The sequence below is a fragment of the Nostoc punctiforme PCC 73102 genome (genome assembly GCF_000020025.1).
GTDB classification, from domain to species: domain Bacteria; phylum Cyanobacteriota; class Cyanobacteriia; order Cyanobacteriales; family Nostocaceae; genus Nostoc; species Nostoc punctiforme.
Map to the genome: position 1 here is coordinate 1,305,404 of NC_010628.1, position 16,101 is coordinate 1,321,504.

General features: G+C 40.5%; 12 protein-coding genes. 2 read left to right on the plus strand and 10 right to left on the minus strand.

Going from position 1 to position 16,101, the window contains the following annotated elements; genetic code table 11:
• Positions 1–192: 192 nt before the first annotated feature.
• The 4 genes from NPUN_RS05560 to NPUN_RS05575 form a co-directional block, all read right to left on the minus strand.
• Positions 193–1,392: a DUF4159 domain-containing protein gene (locus NPUN_RS05560; RefSeq protein ID WP_012407839.1), complete on the minus strand. Its 1,200-nt coding sequence runs from the start codon at positions 1,390–1,392 to the stop codon at positions 193–195.
• A 73-nt stretch (positions 1,393–1,465) separates the two neighbouring features.
• Positions 1,466–2,494, minus strand: coding sequence for a phage tail protein (locus NPUN_RS05565; protein ID WP_012407840.1), 1,029 nt, complete (start codon positions 2,492–2,494; stop codon positions 1,466–1,468).
• Between the two features lie 77 nt (positions 2,495–2,571).
• A complete protein-coding gene (locus NPUN_RS05570; RefSeq protein WP_012407841.1) occupies positions 2,572–4,770 on the minus strand; it encodes a putative baseplate assembly protein in 2,199 nt (732 codons plus the stop codon).
• 99 nt (positions 4,771–4,869) lie between these two features.
• A complete protein-coding gene (locus NPUN_RS05575) occupies positions 4,870–5,283 on the minus strand; it encodes a GPW/gp25 family protein (protein ID WP_012407842.1) in 414 nt (137 codons plus the stop codon).
• 287 nt (positions 5,284–5,570) lie between these two features.
• On the opposite strand from NPUN_RS05575, the gene NPUN_RS05580 reads away from it, so the two are divergent.
• Positions 5,571–5,897: a YdhR family protein gene (locus tag NPUN_RS05580; protein ID WP_012407843.1), complete on the plus strand. Its 327-nt coding sequence runs from the start codon at positions 5,571–5,573 to the stop codon at positions 5,895–5,897.
• A 224-nt stretch (positions 5,898–6,121) separates the two neighbouring features.
• On the opposite strand, the gene NPUN_RS05585 is transcribed toward NPUN_RS05580, so the two are convergent.
• From NPUN_RS05585 to NPUN_RS05610, 6 genes are all read right to left on the minus strand, one after another.
• Positions 6,122–6,619, minus strand: a complete 498-nt coding sequence (locus tag NPUN_RS05585; protein ID WP_012407844.1) for a PAAR domain-containing protein — start codon at positions 6,617–6,619, stop codon at positions 6,122–6,124.
• 102 nt (positions 6,620–6,721) lie between these two features.
• Positions 6,722–8,455: a VgrG-related protein gene (locus NPUN_RS05590; protein ID WP_012407845.1), complete on the minus strand. Its 1,734-nt coding sequence runs from the start codon at positions 8,453–8,455 to the stop codon at positions 6,722–6,724.
• A gap of 80 nt (positions 8,456–8,535) precedes the next feature.
• A complete protein-coding gene (locus NPUN_RS05595; protein WP_012407846.1) occupies positions 8,536–9,093 on the minus strand; it encodes a CIS tube protein in 558 nt (185 codons plus the stop codon).
• 38 nt (positions 9,094–9,131) lie between these two features.
• A complete protein-coding gene (locus NPUN_RS05600; protein ID WP_012407847.1) occupies positions 9,132–12,734 on the minus strand; it encodes a hypothetical protein in 3,603 nt (1,200 codons plus the stop codon).
• Positions 12,735–12,757: 23 nt separating this feature from the next.
• The gene (locus tag NPUN_RS05605; RefSeq protein ID WP_012407848.1) at positions 12,758–13,282 is read right to left on the minus strand and encodes a phage tail protein; all 525 of its coding nucleotides are present in this window, start codon (positions 13,280–13,282) and stop codon (positions 12,758–12,760) included.
• A complete protein-coding gene (locus NPUN_RS05610; protein ID WP_012407849.1) occupies positions 13,282–13,521 on the minus strand; it encodes a hypothetical protein in 240 nt (79 codons plus the stop codon). The genes NPUN_RS05605 and NPUN_RS05610 overlap by 1 nt, the downstream gene beginning before the upstream one ends.
• A gap of 191 nt (positions 13,522–13,712) precedes the next feature.
• Here NPUN_RS05610 and NPUN_RS37340 point away from each other — a divergent pair, with 191 nt between their 5' ends.
• Positions 13,713–15,992 carry an eCIS core domain-containing protein gene (locus tag NPUN_RS37340; RefSeq protein WP_012407850.1) on the plus strand — a complete coding sequence of 760 codons (2,280 nt, stop codon included), beginning with the start codon at positions 13,713–13,715 and terminating at the stop codon, positions 15,990–15,992.
• Positions 15,993–16,101 lie beyond the last annotated feature (109 nt).

Genomic DNA, 16,101 nt, shown 5'->3' on the forward strand with positions numbered 1-16,101 from the left:
TAAGTGATGAAAAGGCGATCGCTCTATATTAGAGGATAGGCATTGCTAAAAAATGCGAAACCAGGTGCAATATTATTTAAAGTAATGCCCACTCCAATACGATTCAGATAAGGTTTTTGATAAAAGTTATAGATCGCAAAGACGCAATAAATCACAGTCTCTTCCCTGAACCAAACCGTATTGATGCCCACCCTACCACTGCCCTGAATTATCTTCTTGTTGCAAACCTATCAACTGTCGCCGCTTCCAAGCATAATGAAGAATATTAATTCCAAGTTCCTGGGCTGTACGAATAGTCAATCTGGGTAAACTTAAATCTCTATCCAACCCCCACGCAGTTGCTAAATCTCCAATTGCTAGAATAATTCCGCCACCGATTAACAATTTAATTTGCTGTTGATTAACCATTGGCAAGGCAGCAAATAAAAAAGGTTTTGTCCTTAAAGGATGACTCCGTTGCAATTCTTCTAAAGGTCTTAAAGGACTTTCTAACTGTTGTGCTAATGCTTGAGTACTCTCAATTAAAGCATTAGCATTTGCTGGCGCATCAACCAGAAGCACACCACCTAAATTTAAGTAATTTTTAAGAGATTCAAATTCGAGACTATTTAAAGAAATTGCCTGTCCACCTGTCAAATAAAGTAGGTCATAATCTTGAATATTTTCACTTAAAGAAACCTGCCCTGGTTCATCAGCCCCTCGTAAACTGGGATATAGGGGTTCTACTGCTTGTAACAAATACGAAAGGCTGAAAAAATTACGCGCACATTCCGGATCGCTATGAGTTGCTTGCGCCATACACACAAGTGCTTGAGGACGCATTTGTGCTTGACGGCGATAACGTAAATCAATATTGTTATATCCAGGAAAGAAGGCATCCGCCGGTTGGGTAATTTCAGTATGTCCTGGTTGCAGAAGTATTTGACATATTTCTATTTCTGAACTGGCTGGTATAGAGTTTCTTTGGTCAATTCGATAGGTTTCTTGAACAACATCTCTTTGCTGTCCACGCCGCAATTCATCAGGGTCTACATAGCTAACTACTAAGTAGATCATGAGTGGTTCAGAACTTACTACTTCTATATCAATGGGAAAGTCATAAGAAGTCGGTACAACAATTAGATTACCTGCTAAATCAATTGCAATACCAGGTTGAATTTGCACCCAACGCCCATCTCGATATCTAGCTTCTACTTGACTTGGGGCTGTCACATCTCGAACGCCTAAACCACAGACAATTCCTGGTTGGTTTAAACTTTGATATTGAGCATTTTGCCGATTTCGATGATAATCATGGGCTGTGCGCCAGCGTTCTGCATTTATTAGTAACCCGTCTGCGGCTTGCAGGCGTTCCAAAGATTTGATTGGTGGGGGTGGGAAAGGATGGGACATAATAATTTTAGATTTTAGATTTTGTCTATTTTAGAAATTCTAAACAATATTACCTATTGGTGTATTAAATTATTTAATTAGTGGGATTTTCAATAGATAATTCGTATGTGCAGAAAGCAGGCTTTTCTTGTTCTATTATTCTTTGAATGAGTTGCTCGTTAATAATGCCACTAGAAATATTTGAACGCAAACGTACTATAAAATGATATGGTTGCCCACCTGCTAAAACGGCATTTCCTAATTGGACATCTCCTATGATGAAACTTGGGCCAAAAGGTTCTGTAATACTGATATGTTTATCCGCTTCATTAGGTAAATCTTCGTCTAGCGGTAAACCAGTATAAAGATGTAAATAGAGACGCAATCCTTTACGAGTTCCGCGCCAGCGATAAAGTTCTACAGCCCGACGAATTAAACGCCGTTGTTGCTGGAGATCCCAAACTGAATCTACTTGCCAAGCAACCCAATGAGCCATAAAAGGTAGTAATGCTTGTGGCGCTGTCAAAGGATCGAGGTTTGCCCACATGACATTGTAACTATCAACTATTGGTTGAAAAGCTTGCTCAAATATCTTCATGAAGCGACCAATAAAGTCTACTTCTCGATACAAAATTGGCAAGAACTCCATGTAGGCAGTGTAGGGACGAATATATAAATCGAAATACTCGCTTCTTTCGATTTGTTCGTTCTCTGTGCCTGGGTCTATATGTAAAGTAACTAGACTACGAAAATTGAGAGTTAATTTGTTTTTTGTTCCAGGAGAAATTGCTTCTTGGTCTTCAAAAAATGTGTCGGGAATTGAGAAGTAGAGAACAGCATCCATTTGTCCACGAGGCGGTATTTCACTACCCTCTGTGCCAATTTGACACCACTGGGATGGAAAGTTTCCCTCAACGCTTAAGCTTACCCGCAAAGGATGTTGTTCTAAGTTTTGTACTTGCACAATCATCTCGCTGGGATGCCCAGGATGCAAGAGTAAAGTACGTCCAGCCACATCCATATCCGCGTTTGCAAATCCTAAGCCCGCCACAGGTAAAGCTTCGGGTATTTGCATTGGCGTTAATTGAATACTTACAGCTGGACTAGAGCGACTTTGAACCATAGGATTTGGGAATGGGGAATGGGGAATGGGAGAAATAACCAATAACCAATGACCAATGACAAATGACGAATGACAAATTACGAATTACGAATTATTTGAATGTCGTGATTTGAACGTAGATTGGTATCAGCCCAAGAACATATTAAACCTTCCGAGCCTGGGTCAATTAATTGTTCGGGTGATGGTTGTCGTCGCCAATTTTCTCCTTGCTTGCGGATGGGAAACAACAGGACGGGGCCTAAATGACGCACGCCTGGGGTTTGTTGCAATAATGCGACAATATCTGATGTATAAACGGGTCGACCAAATGGCCAACCTTTGCCGTCCATTCCTCCAGTTAATGGATTTAAATATTTATACAGTGATACCCTTAAATTCCGGCGAATTTCTTCTCTGGCAAAAGGATTATCATAAGCAGGTTCTAAAGCAATTTCTGTCTGTACAGAAACACCTACGTAATTCGGTTCTTGTAATTCTATTTGTACCCCTAGTAACCGTCTTTCATCTAAGTAACTCATAATTTGCTCTTGCAGGGCATTACTAAGAGCAAAATTTTCTGGTGTCATGCCATTACCTTGCGCGATCGCATCTGTATTTGCATAAGGTACTACCAGTAAACTAACTATACCAGCTTGTCTACGAGAATTTGCTGCTAAACATCGGACGCGCGCGATCGCACCTGCACCCGCCTGTTGAGTCAAAACTTCAAAATCTTCCGCAGTGACGGCGCGATCGCGCGTGCGGAGGATGCGGGGAGCCTTGATCACAGCCTGTTCCAGAGACTCGGCATCCGCACCATTGATTGCTGGTACACGATTGACCACACTAGCAATGTATGGATACGCAGATTTCAAAAACTGAATTGCCCCAGTTTGCACATTGCCTTCCCTACCGCCACCTGTACGATAAGCAACCATTTTAATCTCTGCACCACGGGGAGGAATTGCCCCATATTGGTGTTCCGACTGGTTATTTTCTAGAACTTGTACAGATGTGTTATCTAGCGATGGTTCTTGAATTCGCGATCGCATCTGGGTATGCTGTTTAAGTTGGCTAGGTTCCCGAATCAGCGGCCCAAACTGGATTGTCCCAGCGATCGAATCGATGGTGTAATGAAAGTTATGTGGCCCAGAATCAGCAAAATCTCTCACCTCAATCCACTTTTGAGGCAAACCACCACTGGGAGTAACTAAAATATACTCATTTTCTCGGCGTTCTAAAATTGGTACTGTTTGTAACTGGAAACTCTGACCGGGCGTACCATCACTAATTCCCAATCGCTCATCTAAAATCAGCGTACTGTGACTAGCCCTAACAGTACCGCCAATTGACCGCGCTGCTAAACCAATAATTCTTGGTGGACGATTGTAACCAGTTTCATTGGCTTCTGTAGAAACAAAGCTACAGCGCAACCAACGACCTCGATAAGAGGTAAAATTCGCCACAGGCCAAATTTGAGGTAAATGTAAACGTACCTCTGCACCTTGAGATGGGTTTCCACCCTGTTGGGCCATTTCATAAAAACTGAACCCACGAGTTTTATCATCTGACTCTTGCAATAAAACTGCTTGCCAATTTTCCCCATCCCAGGCTTCCCACTTGCGGGGTGGTTGATTAGGGTTAATACCAGCAGGTGTAGCCGCAGCTCCTTGGAAAATAATTTCTAAAACATTAGCATCTAAAGGAGCGTCAGAATTAATTGCTAAATAAAAGCAGTTACCAGGCTGGGGTTCCTCTTCAAATATCGGTTGTTCATTACCTGTCCAGAAACCGTTAGATTGACGAGTCCATGAAGTTGTAACTCTTTCGCGCAGAGATTGGGGAATATCTTCGGTAGTTTGGGCAGTTAAGAAGTGTTGGATGCGGGGATTGCCGATAATTAGAGGATAATCTGTGCTGAAGGTAATAGCTTCTGTAGTTTCAGTGCGAATAGTTGAGGCTTCTAATCCTGCGGGAATAGTGTAGGCTTCGGGTAATGCAGCGCTTAAATAAAAAGTTAATTCCGTGCGGGCTGGGGCGGGAGGCTGGAGACGAATACCCAGTAATTCTAGGAAAGCGACATAATTTTTGCGAGGTACTTGGTTAAATCTGAGCAACATTTGGTCAGTCAACCAAGCAAATAACTCAATTAGCGTAATTCCTGGGTCGCTGAGGTTGTGGTCAGTCCATTCGGGACAGTAGCGGGGAATACGCATAATACATTCTTCCACCAAATCATCGAAGGCGCGATCGTCTAAGTTGGAAGAAGGTAATTTCGGTAAAAAATCAAAGTTCATACCAATTTAAAAAAGATTGTGACAGATACAAGCCTAGAAACCCAGAGAAAATTCAGCTTTCTTAATTTTTAATTTTCAATTTTTAATTTTTAATTCGTATCACGATTCCTCCCCAGCTGAAACCAAATAATAAGGATAAACAAAACTATAAATATCGGGGCCGTCTTTGAGTCGATAATTGATAATGATGTCCACTCTGCCACGCACAGGGTCAGGATCGGTGACAACTTCATCGATAGTAATGCGTGGTTCCCAAACTTCTAAAGCTTCCAAGACATAAAGACGGATTCGCAGTAGGGTATCGCTATTTAAAGGTGCAAACGCCAGTTCCGACAAGCGCGAACCAAAGGTAGGTCGATAAACCCGCTCACCTACTCCCGTGCGAAGGATAATCCAAATAGATTCCTTAACTTTTTGATCTTCACGGCTAAGTTGTATCCCACCTTGCACACTTAAATGCAGTGGATAAGCCCAACCTGTTCCCAAATAGGCTCGTTCACGACCGTAAACCATATCTGGCACTTAGACAGTTGTACATGGATATCTTCAAAGATATCGGCACAGAGGGTTTAAGCCTATTCGCCAAAGGTCGAGGATGAAGAAGCGGGGGGCAGGGGAGCAGAGGGGCAGGAGGCTTTTCCGATTTTTGCACAGATGGGGTAATCATAAGTGATTAACCGGACTTGATATGAGATGGATGAACGGAGTTCTGAGGTGGATGAACGGAGTTCTGAGGTGGATGAACGGAGTTCTGATATTATGTCCGCATAATTACAGAAAAATTCAAGATAGGAGCAAAAATGCCAGTGAGTAAAGTATTTCTATACGCCGAGTATCAAGTGTCTATTCCTTTTAGTCAGATTGATTGGAAATCAGCTAATGTAGAAATGAAAAAGTTTCCCGGATTGAAATCCAAAACTTGGTTAAGTGCTTTGAACACCAACACTGTTGGTGGTTTTTATGAATTTGATTCTGTAGAGAATGCACAAAATTATATTGATGGCATTTTGATTCCATTCGCTAAACAAGTCAATGGAAATCTCACTGTAAAGCTTTTCGATGGTGATATAACCAAAGAAGCTAGCACAGGTATGAGTTCTCCTTTCTATCCGGCAGAATCTAAATGATTGTCCATCCCACACGCCAATTTCAAAAAGCCAAACGAGCCAAGGATGGTGGTATCCTTCATCTGGGATAAGAGCTTTTATGCGCTGACCTGCGAGGAGATTGCATAAACCGCTCTTATCGCTATACGGTTCAATCTAAGGATGCGATCGATCGAGCGGATATGATATGAGACTGATGAGTAAAGTTGCAACTCTACCCTCCCCAATTTCCTCTACTTCTCCAATCAGCCGCCAATCAAAACGGTAAAATCACCTTTGATAATTTTATTCGGTGGCCCTAATGCTTCTAAAACAGTGTCGCCCATGCGAGAGGCAGGTAGATTGTTAATCAGCACTGTCTGACTACCGTCAATCACAACCCCAGGGCCGTGAGGAGGGAGGGGTAAAGGTGTGGCGCAATTATGAATATCAGCTCCTGCTGCTGCTGCTGCGATCGCACTACCCATAGTAGCTGCTGATGTTGCCTTTGTAGTTTGTTCGGTGGCTAAAGCAGCAGGTGCGCCTGGTGTACCTGCTGCCGCTAGGGTAGCAGCCTCAGCCACTTGGATAGCCGTATCTGAAATTTGTTTGGCGGATTGCAAAGCTGGTACTGCTGCTGCAAGCACGCCCCGCCACGCAGGTAAAGACCCAATCAACACATTGGGACTACCCGGCCCCCCTGTTAAGACTGGGGGTAATGGATGCGCCACATTATCAGTAATTCTTGCTGCTGGTTTACCCATCACAACCTCCTATTGTGTTAATTACGAATTACGTTAGCGTAGCGGTAGCGAGTCCGCGTTCGCTTTTAGCGTCTCGTAGAGAGCGTCATTACGAATTACGAATTAATTAAGGCGAATCATCGCACCTTTAACTGTAATCACTCCGTTGGCTGTAATGTCTATATTGCCAGCCGCATCTAATGACATATTACCTGTTGATTTCACTGAAACAGATTTAGCCATGTCGTCCATTTTGATTTTATGACCGCCTTTGGTTTCAATCTCTATGCAGCTTTGACTATCATTAAGATATATTTTATGACCGTCTTTAGTTTCTACGCGAATACCTGTTTTACTAGTTCCTTTATCCTCTTCGACAAACTGTAGAACATGACCTACACGAGTTTTAATGGTGCGTAATCTTACACCGCTTGCAACTGAATCACTTACCCTTTCCGGTGGTGCATCCTTGCCGTTCCATACCCCACCAATGACGTAGGGACGGTGGATATCGCCATGCTCAAAACCTACCAAAACTTCATCGTTTACCTCTGGTAAACAGTCGAAACCTCTGTTATTCCCTGCTCCCACAGCTACAACTCTCGCCCAGTCACTTGTATGGTCTTCTGTAAGAGTGGGAAACTTGACTTTCACTCTGCCCATTTTCTCTGGGTCTTTATTATCAGTCACAATTCCGACTAATAAAGTCTCAGATGGCTGTAGACGTTTTTCTGGGGATAGAGTTGTGAATAAGTTACCAGAACGGAGTCCCCGCACGCTGAAATCAGTTTCATAAACGCGCTGATTAAAGAAATGGCGGGTTTCTGTAACATAATACTTACCACTATAGCGATCGCCCATACCCTCAAGACTAATAACCCGTCCAGGACGAATCTCAGGATTCCCTTCTGCTTTGGCATCTGCGTAAACAAATTCTCCTCCTAGTTCATCACACAAAGCCTGAGCCATCGTATCTGCTTGTTTTTTGCTGGCAACAGGTTTATCTACAACAATCATTTTAGGAGACTTAAGATTAGAAAATGCATTACTCGTACTACTTCCTAGCTTATTACCTGTCTCAGTTGTTTGCTTCTCTTTGTTAGCTGTTCCACTAATCAATTTTTTCTGGGTATAGTCCCAGGCTCGTACTTCTACAGAACTTATCTGTTCAGCACTAGTAACACGAGTACTAAATTTATTAATATCAACTAGCCATTTTAATGATAAAGCTCCCTGAGTTTTTGGTTTGCAAAAATTGAGTTTTTCTTCGGTAATAAATAACTCAAAACCAATGCGAGCAGCCCTTTCTCGCAAAAATTCCATATTAGTTTGATTTTCTTGAAAGACATACTTATGAACTTCACCAGTTTGCTCTATATTGCCAGGTTTTATACCTACTTCTTTAATTATTTTATTGACTATACCGCTATCAGTTTCATTTAGAAAAGAACGATTATAACGACCTCTATGCAGACGATGAGAAATATCATAACCGCGAACAATTATATCAGCTTCAGATTTTTCATTAAAGTGAACTTCCATCGCTGTAATTTCGCCTTCAATAATGAATTCCCCTACCTCTTCTTGAAAATTATTATCTAGAGTAGTACTTGAAGTAAAACCTAACTTCACTTTTTTACCAATCTTAAACAACTGATCGTGTCGCCAAGCCTTATTTTCTGCTCGATCAGATGTGGGAATATAGCTATTATGGATTACTAGCGTAAACATTGCTGGTAAATGAAGGCTTTCTTCTATTGTGATTTGCAACAAATCCTTCATTAATTCAGGCGAAGCAGGTTGTCCATCTACCTGTATTTTAGGTTCGCTTAAATAAAGGCTTTTTTTAGCAGGCATAACTATTATTTGATAATTTATAAAATGTTCAGAGCAGCCTTGAATGAAAAAGTAAATACTAATTTCTCACTTTATTTGTTTTACTTACTCAGTTTTTGACCCTTTTTATCTGTTGCACGAGCGTTGCCTTTAGAATCAGATTTACGTCCTCCAGGCAGGTTATTCTTATCTACTTCTTGCAAGGCTATATCTACCAGTGCCCTGACTGGTGTACCATCACTCAAAAACATATTTAAAGTGTAGGTTAAACTCGTGATTACACAATAAAAATACTCATCTCCCCAGGTAAATATATAAACAGGTGGTCGTTTGTCAGTTGCTTTAGTGATAGTTTCTACACCTTTCTTAATGTTATCTATGTACTTTTTTATCACCGACTCTTTCGTTTCATAAGTATCATAAAGTAACTGTTTAAGTGTAAATTTGTAAGGTTCAACGCCAGAAAAGTTTACTTTCGGAAGTAGAGTAGTTCCTCTATTGCCATCCTTACTTTCCCACTTAACAGTCCGAGCGAAACTAATATCTGTAGGATTAAACATTAATTCAATATCTGGCGCTTCATTGTTATAAGCTACAAGCTTGGCTTTCTCAAGTTGGGGTTTAAGCTTTTGAATAACAATAATTGCTGGACTTGCCATTTGAATATTTCTCCTAAAATTAATTATTTAATGAAAATTTACCAAGGTAATCGACCTGAGTAACCACCATGACGCTCTCGTTCAATTTCTATCCGTTGTCGTAATCTGTGATAAATTTCACGAGCTAGAGCTTCCAAATCAGCTGTATCATCTTTTTCATCTCCTGGAGAAGATGAGGATGCACTCTCTATGGTTTCAGTTATCGGTTGTATTTCTCTAGATATGTCGGGTGGAGTGACTTCTCCACCATTAGCAAAGCCTCTAGGTGAAGGAAGGTGTTTAGCAAAAACTTGTGGTGATTCGGAAACATGAGAAAATTCATAATTTTGACTGTTTGATTCCTCATCATTAAAATTAAAGCTAGAGAATTCATCATTATTTCCATTTAGTAAATCTTCCACACTTGACCATTGAGAAGGTGTATCTGACCATTGGGAAGGTGTGTGAGTGCTGGGATTTGCTTTTCGGAAAATCAGGGGAGGCGATGAGTATTGAGGTGAAGATTCACCGACATCTATTGTTTCATTTTGAAGAGTATGAAGCTGGGGAGAATTGAGGATAGAAAGTTTCTGTTTGTTAATATTCAACCCCAAGGAAGAAGGAATTAAAGAATTTGATATCTCAGGTGAATCAGTCTCAGCGCTTTTTAGCTGTAATGCAGTGTCTGGAAAAGAATCGACTTTAGTCGGAGTCTCTGGAGAAATTGTTGCTTCCGGTTCTATGGGATTGGGTGTTTGTAAACTTGGAAGAATAATATCTTGCGGTGTTCCACCCGTGTTGATGTGATGTAGTAGGGGTAGATTTTTCTGTGCATCCCTGGTATTAATCACAAACTCCCCAGGCGTAAGCATTGCAGGTACTGTATCGGAGGGTGCTATTTGCTCGCGATTTTCAACACGTGAGTCTGTAACATGACCACCAGTAGCATAACCTTTAGGCGCGGGCAAATTTTCTGCGATCGCATTTTGTTCAACTTTAGGTGCTGTGCTTACCTCATCTTGTAGAGAAGTTGGGTTGTCTAGAATATCTGGATTATCCCAGGTATAAGCAAAGGTTGATATTTCAGGATTTTCTGATTCTACTGCTTGTTCATTATCAATAATTTCCCTAAAAATACTTGTTTTCTCAACAATTTCAGGCGATGTGGCGCTAACTACCAATGCTTCATCAATTTCAGGTGATGTGGCGGTAACTGTTGGTGTTTCAGTAATCTCAGGCGAATTGGTGCTAACTACCAATGCTTCATCAATTTCAGGCGATGTGGTGCTAACTACCAATGCTTCATCAATTTCAGGTGATGTGGCGGTAACTGTTGGTGTTTCAGTAATCTCAGGCGAATTGGTGCTAACTACCAATGCTTCATCAATTTCAGGTGATGTGGCGCTAATTGTTGGTGTTTCAGTAATCTTAGGCGAATTGGTGCTAACTACCAATGCTTCATCAATTTCAGGTGATGTGGCGGTAACTGTTGGTGTTTCAGTAATCTCAGGCGAATTGGTGCTAACTACCAATGCTTCATCAATTTCAGGGGAAATGGCGGTAACTGTTGGTGTTTCAGCAATTTCAGGCGAATTGGTGCTAACTACCAATGCTTCATCAATTTCAGGTGATGTGGCGCTAATTGTTGGTGTTTCAGTAATCTCAGGTGAATTGGTGCTAACTACCAATGCTTCATCAATTTCAGGTGATGTGGCGCTAACTGTTGGTGTTTCAGCAATTTCAGGTGATGTGGCGCTAATTGTTGGTGCTTCAGTAATCTCAGGTGCTGCTAAGATGGGTTGACTTTCTGTAAACTCGCTACTAAGATTTTGAACATTGCTATCACGTTGTAGTGAAGTCACATTTCCTGAGACATCTGAGACATTAAGCACCATCGCAGACTGTGATTCTGAAGTTACTAATTGTTCATCGCTATCAGGGTTGCTGAATAAACTAGGTGTGTGTTCAATAGCTGCTGAGGTAGGTGTTAACTGAACAGGCGTAATATCTGGAAACTCACTCGTAACACTGGAATCAATTTCCTGACTTTTCACAGTATCTGTAAAACCTTTTTCCTGAAAGGACAGAGGCTTTAAATTCTCCCTATTATCTGGTAATAAAGGGGGGTGAGGGGTTAGATTTTGCGTTGCTTTTTTTACATTGTGTGAAAAGTCAGGATCAATTTCTTGTTGTACTGTAATAGGATTTTTTGCAACTGAAGACTCAGTATTAGGTGAAGTAAAATGCGTCTCTACGGTATTTTCATCATTCTCCAAAGCATGGAGTAAAGTAGGTGAATCATCAACCTCAGATGAAGTAGGTGCTGAAGATAAAGTTAAATAATTATCAGAGATAGCATTATTTGTAACAAAATTATTTGTGTTTTTTTCTGAATCAGAGACAGCATTATCTGTGACAAAATTATTTTTGCTTTTTTCTGATATTAAGTCTGCTTCAATAGCTGTAATTTCCTCAAGTTTAGTATTAATATTTGGTGATTCTTCTTCCTGCAATAGAGAGTTTAAGGTTGGTAAAATCTCTTTTGCTTGGATTAAATTTCCTTTGATTAAATTTGTTCGACTTACGCTGCTTTTATTGTCAACTATAGAAGGGACTTGAACTGTTTGAATGTCTTGTTGTGGTGGCGTTTGGCTAACTGGTATACCTGAAAGGTTAAGTGATTCTGAGACTTCAGGGATTAGTTCTTCTTCACTATTTGTAAAGTTGCTATCCCCTATAAATATTTTTTCTGTATTTTTCTTAGAAGGAACTTCTATAGATGAAGTGTTGACTAATTCACTGGTTTCATCTTCTAATTCAATATTTTCTTCCGATGTTAAAGTATTTTCTGTTAAAGACAAATCTTTACTAGAGAAACTAGATATTAGCTCAGAAGTTTCTGACAGCTCATCGCTAGCATCGGTAGCAAAATTATCGAATAAAGTTGATTTGTCTTGAAAACTAGGTGAAGTATCTACGGTTGGGGTACTGACAGAACTACGATCCTTTGTAGTAGTGTCTAACACAATATTTAGTTGTAAATCTTGTGTTTCGAAATTAGCCTCAATAGGCATAGATTCATCTGATATTAATAAGTTATCTTTATTAAGATTAATATTAGTTTTATCAACAATTGGCTCAAAGTTTTTAGGACTAGATGATTTGATAGCTTTTTTAGTTCTAGATTTTGACTTTGGTTCTTTTTCTAGTGGTTTCTTAGATTTATTTGTTTTTTTTGGCTTAGATTTAGTTTTTATATTTACTTCTTGGGATGTGCCATTACTCGTATTTGTCTCGTTGGGAGTTGGCATTATCTTTGGAATACTATTTTTTACTGATTCATTGCTATTTTCTAGTTCAGCTATTGAATCAGAAGCATCAAACTCAATCAACGGAAATTCGCCAAATTCACTATTTATATCCTGAGTATCCCAACTATCCCAACCTATTAATGGTTCAATCGATGGTTCATACTGACGAGACAAGAAAAATTTAGAGGATTTGACTAATGGTGGTTTAGTTTGGATTGTACTAATAAAATTACTTCGTGAATGCAAAGAATGAGATTCTTTTCTCAATATTATTCCCTGAGAATTATATAAAGATGATATAACCCCAAGGGGATGAATATTGTTTCCTAGTGAAGATTGAATAATTTGCATAGTGATAGTTTAAGAGTAGCCAATTAGCTAGAAACGAAATATCCTGATTTTTGATTTCGTTGTACAGAAGAGCCTCCTCCTGTAGACCTTGCGACTTGTAAACCTTCATAAGCTAAAGTTAATTCTTCAATCGCAACTGCCTTCCCATCTGCTTGGAGTGCAGGAGTTTTCCAGGTTATAGGAATAGCACCAATCAAAGTCCAACTCATCATCGTTTCACCGGCTTGATTAAAAATCAGAATATTGACATTGCGTCGAGATGTTTTCTTTTTTTCATCAAAAACTGCATTCATCCAGTTCCAAAAACCTGGATGATCGGTAAATCCTCGTTTAAGAGTTATGTCTGCAAATTCTGTATGACCTAAATAAATTCTTTGCTGGTCGTTAACACCACCTTCCTGAAAAACATTTTTCTTAATTTGAACACTTAATCCTGAACATTCAGCGAAAGATGCAGCAATAGAACTGTCTATCTCTACGTAAAACCGATTAGTAGTGACATAATTTAATTCGTGAGTAATGTTGCCATTGTTAGCGCCTGTAGCCATTACAACCACCTTTGAGAATCATAACTACCTATTCTTTCGCGCTGCGATCGCAAATCTTCTAGCATAAGTTTATATACGTGTTCTGTAAGCTGGTTCATCAGCCGTGAATCGTTGAGATATTTACTTGCCGTTTTAGCCGCCTTAGTAGCATCAGATGCCGCCGAAACCCCGGCGTATCCAGCAGTACCGCCAACATCTCCATCGAACGTGAAAAAAGTTTGTTGCTGTTTTGAGTCCATAAATAAAAAAACTCTCCCTAAATCCAGGCTAAAGGTACTGCATCAGAATCAAAAGTAGCCAAAAGTCGAACTTAGTTTTTGCCTGGATTTTGACTTTTGAGTAGTTGTGTTACTAGTGCGATCGCTGTAATATCCATGTAAGTAACAGCGTACTATTCATCTACCTACAGCTTGGGCATCTGGAGAAGAAAATGAGAGAACACATCAGCCGGCAGAAAAAAACTACTACAGGCTTCTCAATTCCATCCCTAAAACACCCGACACCCGGCTTTGGTTTGGAGTCGTCGGCAATTTCACGCCAAGCGGTTCCTGAAATACAACCACTCCATCAACCAGTTACTCACGATATCAGTCGCATACCACTGCGTAGTCCTCAAGCAAAACTCTCAATTAGCCAGCCTGGAGACATTTACGAACAGGAAGCTGATAGCGTCGCACAGCAGGTAATGCAAAGAATGGCGCAGCCTGTAAATCGTCAGCCTATCCAACGAGAAATATTGTCAGAGGAAGAAGAATTGCAGATGAAACCTCTGGCAAGTTCCATCACGCCTTTGGTGCAACGAGAAGCATTGCTAGAGGATGAGGAAGAAGAATTACAGATGAAACCTGTGGACAATAGCACATTGCAACGAGAAGCATTGCCAGAGGATGAGGAAGAATTACAGATGAAATCCCTCGACAGTAGCACGCTGCAACGAGAAGCATTGCCAGAGGATGAGGAAGAATTGCAGATGAAACCGATGGTGCAGCGTCAGGCTGAGGCTGGAATGGCTGCTGCACCTGACTTGGAAGCGTCCATTAGCCAAGCAAGGGGTGGTGGACAGGCGATCGCAGACAACATCCGCGAACCGATGGAACAGGCGTTTGGCGCAGATTTCAGTGGGGTGAAGGTTCACACGGATGGTAAATCTGACCAGTTAAATCAGTCAATTCAGGCGCGGGCTTTCACAACGGGACAAGATGTGTTCTTTCGCCAGGGGGAATATAATCCTGGGAGTCGAGGGGGTCAGGAGTTGTTGGCGCATGAGTTGACCCATGTAGTGCAGCAGAACAATAACACTGTGAATCGGCAGTTAATTCAAAGAGCTGTTGGATTTGAATTTGAATTTGGAGAATGGAAATCCTACAAAAATGATGACAAGAAAAGTCGATTAGCTAAAGGTGAAGAAATTATTTCGGGAACGGGATATAAAATTGAAGGAGAAGATACATACGATAGTAAAGTATCTGCTGTTGAAGTCGTCACAAAGCCATACACAACAAGAAAAGAAGCCTTAGAATCTGTCACCGAAGCTCAAGAAAAAATGCAGTCAATGTCAAAAGATGGAGAGGACATAGGACATCTGGCAAATAAGTATGGTGGTAAGGCAAGTGTTTTTATTGAGCCGCATGGAAAAGCTGGTAAAGTCCAAGCCTCAGCTGCTATTCCCCTTGATAAGCTTGCGAATTTGTATTCAATTCAAGCAGGTGGTGATGGGAAAGGTCTAGGAGCTTCAGTTACAACTAAACTACAAAATGAAGATTTAAAAAACAAGTACTTGGATGGTAAAGATGCCAGTCCTGAACTGATTGGTCTAGTGACACTTGTCTTAGATTATATCGAACAAGGATCGGGTAAAGGAAATCTCAGTTATCCAAAATCCACGTTCAAACTCATGGCAAGAACTTCATTTGATAAAATGTTGACTCTTGTTCCAGAACACTCATTCTTTAGTAATAAGAGCAATATAGATAAATGGGCTGGTTTAGTATTGGAGATTGCCGCTAGTCTTGGGATGAGCAAAAAACAAGAAGTAGTAGAGTCTAAAAAATCTGTAATGACAGATGTTGAGGTCAAAAAAGAACGGAAGTTTAAATGGATGACTCGAATATTTGGAAAGAGAAAAGTAACCGAAAAAGTCATGAAAGAGTTTATAATGAAACAACCAACTTTTGTGAAAAAAACCGCAGAAGAGTTAGCGGAAGAACCAATTATAAATCAAGTTCTTATGGGTATGGAATTATTGCCCGAAGACTCAGATAAAGATAAGCAATCTTACAAGCTAAAAATTAAACGAATTGAATGGCTTAAAGGGATGCTAAAAGAAGATTTAATCAGTAAGGCAACAGATAAGCGTTTTGAGGGGATGGGATCATACGGAGTCTCAACAGATGTCCAGGTGATACCAGAAGACATTGAAGTAGTAACAGAAAAAGCCGTCTCCAAAGCAGTGGATGAATTAGAGAATGAAGACGAAGCTCAGTCTAAATCGGTTTCTAAGGAAACAAAGGAAGCACCTATTTTTGAGTTGCGTGGCATGAAGGATATGTTCGCTATTCAACAAGATATTAATCTAACTGATTGGACTGAGAAAGTAAAAGCAGTGTTTGAAGTGATTGAAGAAGCGAATAAAGGAGAATCGTTTGCACCTGGCGGAAAACCGAATATTCCAAAGGATGTAGACAAGCCTGATATTTGGGAGAAAGTTTGATCGTGGATCTTGTAGTGCGATCGCTCTCTCTATTCTCACTAAAAATGCGATTGCTGTTGTCGGTTGAGTGCGATCGCCTGTTGATGTTTTTGTGAATGCGATCACTGCT

Bases quoted from the DNA above. Each gene is read 5' to 3' on its own strand.
- NPUN_RS05560 (WP_012407839.1), bottom strand. From the start codon at position 1,392: ATGTCCCATCCTTTCCCACCCCCACCAATCAAATCTTTGGAACGCCTG.
- NPUN_RS05565 (WP_012407840.1), bottom strand. From the start codon at position 2,494: ATGGTTCAAAGTCGCTCTAGTCCAGCTGTAAGTATTCAATTAACGCCA.
- NPUN_RS05570 (WP_012407841.1), bottom strand. From the start codon at position 4,770: ATGAACTTTGATTTTTTACCGAAATTACCTTCTTCCAACTTAGACGAT.
- NPUN_RS05575 (WP_012407842.1), bottom strand. From the start codon at position 5,283: ATGGTTTACGGTCGTGAACGAGCCTATTTGGGAACAGGTTGGGCTTAT.
- NPUN_RS05580 (WP_012407843.1), top strand. From the start codon at position 5,571: ATGCCAGTGAGTAAAGTATTTCTATACGCCGAGTATCAAGTGTCTATT.
- NPUN_RS05585 (WP_012407844.1), bottom strand. From the start codon at position 6,619: ATGGGTAAACCAGCAGCAAGAATTACTGATAATGTGGCGCATCCATTA.
- NPUN_RS05590 (WP_012407845.1), bottom strand. From the start codon at position 8,455: ATGCCTGCTAAAAAAAGCCTTTATTTAAGCGAACCTAAAATACAGGTA.
- NPUN_RS05595 (WP_012407846.1), bottom strand. From the start codon at position 9,093: ATGGCAAGTCCAGCAATTATTGTTATTCAAAAGCTTAAACCCCAACTT.
- NPUN_RS05600 (WP_012407847.1), bottom strand. From the start codon at position 12,734: ATGCAAATTATTCAATCTTCACTAGGAAACAATATTCATCCCCTTGGG.
- NPUN_RS05605 (WP_012407848.1), bottom strand. From the start codon at position 13,282: ATGGCTACAGGCGCTAACAATGGCAACATTACTCACGAATTAAATTAT.
- NPUN_RS05610 (WP_012407849.1), bottom strand. From the start codon at position 13,521: ATGGACTCAAAACAGCAACAAACTTTTTTCACGTTCGATGGAGATGTT.
- NPUN_RS37340 (WP_012407850.1), top strand. From the start codon at position 13,713: ATGAGAGAACACATCAGCCGGCAGAAAAAAACTACTACAGGCTTCTCA.